The following is a 6,718-nucleotide window of genomic DNA, read 5'->3' on the forward strand; positions in this document are numbered from 1 at the left end:
CTTCTTTTTATTAACGTAATAAGTAGTCTACACCTAGAGTGGCTAAAAGTTTAGTAACTGGCATCGCATAGAGTTCTTTAAATTTTTCAGCAGGTTTTTCACCTAGGTCTGGTAAGATAAATGAATTTTGGCCATCGACCTTAAAGCGACCAACATAGGCTGATTTAAACGTCAAATTCTCTTGCCAAGGTGTATGATAAAATTCAAATAGTGCACTTGCTTCCAAGCGTAATTGCCGTTCACTCAAAACAGGTGTTATTGTGATGAAATCATTTAAGTGCATAGGTAATAAATTCCATTCGCTGAGTTGTTTATCAAATGATTTCCATAAACGTACCACACCACGTCGCACTTCAAAAGCCGTCTTAAGTGACTTTTCTGTCATGATTGCATAGAGTTTTTGAGCAGCAGCTAAGGAGAGCGGATAGTTTTTTTCCAATTCCGGCAATACTTGTGCTAGATCATCAGCAAAAAAGACCAACGCATCTAGTAACGTTACCGTCCGTAAGACCATCCATTCATCGCGTTTTCCTTTTGGTTCAGGCTTTAAGATCGCTAAAACACCTTTTAGATATAACTTTTCGATCCTCTCATCTACAAAACCCAATTTTCGCTGTTTAGCATAGACTTTAGTGTGTAAGACCGTATCATATAGGTCGATCCCGGCTAGCATAAATTTATGATCTTTATTCGTATCGCCAGTCGTCAAATTAAATGCTACTTGTGGTGTCTTGTCTAGCATCAATAAAAAGTGCAATAACTCATGCGCGACTGTATAATCTGGATCGGTCTGATCATAAACATCAACTTTTAATTTGCCCCCATGTAAATAGTGTTGGGCTTGATCATGGCGTAAATAGCCCACTTTTTTTGGTTCTTTAAATTCGATCTCGACTCCAGCGGGGAATTTCTCCTCAACTTGGGCGATCAATTCTTGTGTTTTAGTTGTTAAATCATTTTTGTTCATGATCATTTCCTCTTATCTCTTCTAAAATCTGCTTAGCTGTAGCAGAATCACGCGCTTTTTTAGCTAATAATCCCGCTACGACAGCTGAAACTTCACTAGGGCTGGCTCCCACTGCGACTGCTAAGCTTTTTAATTGTAACTTCATATGGCCCTTTTGGATCCCATCAGTCACTAAGGCATATAGCGCTGCTAAATTTTGTCCTAAGCCAACAGCAGCCACGATCTTCTCTAATTCTTTAGCATCTTGTAATTCTAAAAGTCGATGGTTAAGTTTCACTAAAGGTACGATCGAGACCGAGCCACCAACTGATCCTAGGGGCAACGGCAATTCTAGTTCACCTATCAGCTTATCACCTTTGACTTGCCAAGTACTCAATCCTTGGTAACTGCCATTGCGCGTCGCATAGGCATGCGCCCCGGCTTCGATCGCCCGCCAGTCATTACCACTGGCGATCACGACCGCATCGATCCCGTTCATGATCCCTTTATTATGCGTTGTGGCTCGATAAGGATCAAGCTGAGCTAACCGGCTGGCAGTTGCGATCTTTTGCGCGATCTTTTCTCCTGCTAACTCACCTTTAGTCAGTTCAGAAACCGGGATCTCACAAGTGACTTTTACTAAACAGCGGGTCGCATAATTGGATAAAATACTCAGCAAGATCTCTGTATCAAGTTCAGTTCGCAAATAACTCGCACAAGCCTCTAACATCGTATTCAACATGTTAGCGCCCATTGCTTCTTTAACATCGACGATCAGATCAAGCGAGATCAGATCTGGAGCTAAGATCCGTACTTTGATCTCACGGGCACCCCCCCCGCGACAAACGATCGATGGATGAGCTTCATTAGCTAATTGAAGTAATTTAGCTTGCTTTTGTTCAAGTTCTTGGGCCAATTTAGTGGCGTCTTTGACCTGTTCGATGACGATCTGCCCGATCATCAAGCGTTCTTTTAGTTCACTTTTGAAACCTCCGCTTCGCTTGACGATCGCGGCTCCATGACTGGCAGCTGCGATCACCGATGGCTCTTCAGTCACCATTGGGATCAAATATTCTTTCCCATCAATGACATAATTCAACGCTAAACCTTCCGGGATCTGATACTGCGTGATAAAGTTTTCGATCATCGTATCTCCCAATGTAAGATCAAGCTTGGGATCTATCAAAGAGTCTACTTCAGCTTGCGTCAATTTTTTTTGTTGTACTAAAATATCTAGCCGTGTCTGGCGATCTTTTTGATAGTATTTGCTAAATCCGTTCATAATATATTTCCTCAGATCTCTATTCTGTTATCCGTTAGACCCTTTTAGTTTAAGCATTATCACTTAAAAACACAAGTAACAAACCAAAAAAGCAAGGGAATTTGCTCCCTTGCTCAAAAATATCTCAGTTAAAGATCGAAGTCTTAAAACTATCAGTCAGAGAATGATATTCGACCATGATCGCCTTCTTTAGATTATCTACGTTGACGGCTCGCTTACCCGCACGCATCAATAACATATCAGCTGCACTTGCTTGGTCCATCAACGTCTGTAACTTAGCAAACGAATCGATTGTTTCTTGTTTCTTGTTGTACGTGATCGTGATCGCTCTTAAATTATCTTTTTTAGCGATCCGTTCATTGAACATCGCTTTTTTGAATTCAGCATAATTTGCATACTCTGTACCCCAGATCTGTTTAAAGATATAGGCATCACCAAAGACTTCGCCTTCAGCTTTAGCCTGATTTTTATATTGATTAGAGACGTATGGGATAAAGCCTTCTTCCCAACCACGATCTGCTAAGAGTTCAAAAGCTGTCTTTCTAAAGAGCAAGCCCCCAACACTGCCGTTATCATTTTGAAGCCCAGCATAGATCGGAGCGTACAATGGCACTGTCATATAGACGTTCTTGCCATAACTTCCACCACTAAGACTGCGTGCAACTACGATGTTGTTATCGATCAGACTTTCCCAACTCGTCAGTTTGATACCTTCAGCATAAGTCAGACCACTATTAGTGATCTTATCTTGTTTAGCATTCGTATCATAAGTGATCTGCCGTAGATACTGGCGCCGATCGGCATTACTCATCGCTACGATCGCTTGGGCTTCCGCATAATCTAACAAATAGGTAACATCAAAGACGCCTTTCATATAGCGTTTGAGGTCGGCACTCGAAGTAAAATCACTAAAACTACTTGCTTGTGTTAAATTCTTTTTATTTGACCAATCAAAAGCCAAGTTCAAGCCATATTGACTCTGATCTGGAGTAGATGGCACTTCTAATAGCCCCATCGCAAAAGTCTCAGCTCCCATTTCTTGACGACGATCATAGCCGTTAAAATAAACAGCCCCATCTAGATTATGCGTCATTTCATGAGAACTTACAGCCACACCGTAATCACTCAACTGACCATCGACTACAAAATGGACTAATGAACCAGTTGCATAGGCCCCGAGCCCATTAGGAGCATACATCTTACCAACTGGAGCAAAGAATTCATAAACTCCAGACACTGATTTATCGAACTTATCGACCCAGCGATTCTTCCAATTGCCTGTTTTAGTATTATCAATGATCCAATATCCATCCCAGATCGGAATATCGCGTGTGAGCAATTGATTTTTCACTTTATCATCGACGATACGATACCAAGTATCATAATAATCCGCCATGATCTGTGCATACTTATCGACAGCTCGGTCAATATTGGCTTGTTTAGCCGCATACACAGTCGGGTCACTTTTAAGTGCTTCATCGATATAACGCTCATAGATACCAAATGAGACGGTTGTCATCGTCGTGAACATAAACATATTTTTCTCACTCAAGTTGAGGAGCGGTAAGAGGTAGTTTAGATATTCCAAACGATTTTTGCCCTTCAGCCGATCATATATCTGAACTGTGGCATCAGGCACTTGTTTAGATGCTGCTTCATAAACATACGCTTTAGTTGCTCCCTTGAACCACGTGTTGTCATCTAACTGTGGGGCAAACAAACGGCGATTATGCTCTAAATAGGTAACGACATCTTGATCACCTGTCAGCTGACTAAAGAGGGCTGCATATGTCGCATAATTATTTTTGACCGCTAATTTTGTTCCCTGCTTAGAAAAGTCACTTAACCATGACAAAATATCTACTTTCTTACCATAGAAATCTGGATAATAAGCCGCGATCGCATGCAGATCTAACTCACCATAATTGATGTGATATAACCGTTCCAGATACGCCAACGCTAGTGTCAATTCTAGTTTCTTAGCTTCTAATCTCTGCTTGAGATCTTCACGGATCACCGCAGAATTTAGGTCAACAACAGCCATTGAAGTCGTCAAAGAACCCAGTTGAGCTTTGATGTCTTTTTGGACTTTGGCAAATGCATCTTGGAGATACAGCTCATTTAGCTGTTCGATCCGCAATTGTTCTACCGCCTTAGCTTCGATCGCAGCAGTTTTTTCAGCTGTCAACACTTCAGCTGGATGCATTTTTTGATAATTTTCAAGGGCTGTTTTTTTAGCCTTCTTCAAACTATCTTCTGCTGGTTTTAGAGCTAAACTTGCCGTTGTTTCTGTAGCATAATAGTTCAATGTTTGGTAAGCAGTAACGACTTCTGTGAGCAATTGATCCCATTCTCCGCCCAATTGATATGGTGTATAGAGCAGTCCATTAGCGAACTGATACTCACTGATATTAGTTTGTTTATACTCACCTAAGGACTCAAGTGCTACTTTAGTTACCGTTTCATCAGCAAAATGGAGCAATAGGCTCGTCAATTGCCCCGGCTCTACGACCGAATCACCTACCACTTTTCCAGCTTTCATTGGGACAACTGCCGTCAACGCGGTCGTATAAAGTTTATCGCTTGGCAAAACTTTATTTCCATATTTCAAAATAGTATACCGATCATAAAATGGTAGTAATTTTTCCATATTTCTGTAAGCTAATTCGCGCTCAGCTTGATAATTTGGCAGTTGCGAATAATCGATAATTTGAGCTACGGTCGCGGCTTTCCATGTTGGAGCAGCGACTTGCCAATTTTGGAGCATTTCCTTGGCGGTCGCTTCAGTGATCGCAGTCGGATAATCATTAGTCAGACCACTTGCGACCTCAGAAACATAGTACGTCTTTTGATGAGGGGGCCTTTTGAAATCAACATCACCGTGGAAAATATAACCATTTTCCATCTTAACTGCACTTATCGCATCAACAACTCGCCCGTTTGTCCAAGCACTTCCGATCAGACCACCAGCACGTTTTACTAGACCATCATTTTTTATCGTCCCTGTAGCATAACTCTTTTCGACCACACCACTTGCCAAACGTCCAACTAAGCCACCAACATTATCATTGGTATTATGGACCTTAGCCGTCAGATAAACATCTGCAAAGCTGCGCGCGATCCTAGAATTTTCAGCATATCCGACTAAGCCACCACCTTGATCATAAGCATTACCTGTCAGGGTGATCGTACCGGTAAATGATGCTCGTGAGATCTGCGTATTATTTTTGATCCGCGCTGCTAGACCACCAGTTGTTTGCGTCGAAGCGATCGTACCTTTTATATTGACATTGCTGATCAAAGCTCCATCTAAGACACGAGCTAAACTCCCAGTGTTAGCAATATTATCATTGATCTCAACATTTTCTAACAAGATATTTGCTATCGTTGCACCCTTGACCACATTAAACAGTGGTTTATTCAAATTGGAGATCGTATAGGAATTACCAGCTTTACTGCGCAAAGTCCCACTAAATGTCTCAGTGATATAGTTGGCATCTGTCCCAGCAAAGCCAAGAGCATTCAGATCGGCTGCGAGGATAAAATCACCCGTTGGATCAGCTTTTATCGCCTTGATCAACTCAGCAAAGTTGGTGTATTCATTTGAAACTTCTGTCTTATCGATCAAAAAAGTGTGTCCCGTAGAAAAATCACGTTTGTCAGCTTGATAAGTCACCAATTCTGGGGTCGCGATCGTAGCTTGATACTTAGTCTTTTCACCTAGTTTGATCTCTTCAAATGAAGCGACCGGTAAATACCAATCTTTTTGTTGGCGTGACACGATCTTGGCAACATATTTATTAGAATCAGTTGGTAACTCAGCTAAACTAGAAACTAACTCTAGACCACCATTGGTTCCTAATTGGTATAAGCTGATATTATCAACATTTTTCAGCTCAACTTTTTTAGGTGTCAATTCCACCGTGATCGGTTTTAAGTTCTCAGTCTGATCACCTTGACCAATATCATAAGTGTACTCTGTTTCGAGTCGATAATTCGTATTGTAAGCTAGATCAGCAAAAGTCGTCGTTAAGGTAGCTAGATCAACTAATTTTTCAGTTATTTTTTCGTTTTCTTTGTACAAACTTACTTTTATAGCCTGTAATTTCTTATTAGGATCAGTTACAGTGTAGCTAACAGTGGCTACTCTATTATCAACAGACTCGTCTGTCTTAACGAGCTCGACTAATGGCTTAGCATATAACTTAGTTCCTTTAGCAACGACCTCATTTACTGGTACTTTGGTGATTTCATTACTCTTTTCTACACGTGCAAGCTCTTTTCCATTAGTATCGCGTGTCACTTCATATACGATCGTGCGCTCGCCTACTTGGCCTGCTGTTTTAACGACTGTTGTTCCAACAAAAAGTTCGGGATCACTTTGGATCTCACTCGTATAAGGGATCTTCTCTACTAAAACTTCTTCTGTCACTGTGGTTTTTGGCTTAGTCCCTTGGGCGATCACCTCTGTCACTGGCGCTTTGGTTATA

Annotated in this window: 3 protein-coding genes; all 3 read right to left on the minus strand. The window is 41.3% G+C overall.

The genetic code is table 11. The annotated features are described in order from the left end of the window. Nucleotides 1-10: 10 nt before the first annotated feature. Complete coding sequence (locus tag LMU01S_RS03900; protein ID WP_056960180.1) at nucleotides 11-967, minus strand: hypothetical protein; 957 nt, start codon at nucleotides 965-967, stop codon at nucleotides 11-13. Continuing rightward, on the minus strand, nucleotides 954-2,228 hold the full coding sequence (locus LMU01S_RS03905; protein WP_056960182.1) for a hydroxymethylglutaryl-CoA reductase, degradative: 1,275 nt from the start codon (nucleotides 2,226-2,228) through the stop codon (nucleotides 954-956). The genes LMU01S_RS03900 and LMU01S_RS03905 overlap by 14 nt, the downstream gene beginning before the upstream one ends. Before the next feature lie 124 nt (nucleotides 2,229-2,352). After that, the coding region (locus tag LMU01S_RS03910) for a ZmpA/ZmpB/ZmpC family metallo-endopeptidase (RefSeq protein WP_156470378.1) at nucleotides 2,353-6,718 on the minus strand (4,366 nt) is incomplete at its 5' end.

This window comes from Ligilactobacillus murinus DSM 20452 = NBRC 14221, assembly GCF_001591685.1.
Taxonomy (GTDB): domain Bacteria; phylum Bacillota; class Bacilli; order Lactobacillales; family Lactobacillaceae; genus Ligilactobacillus; species Ligilactobacillus murinus.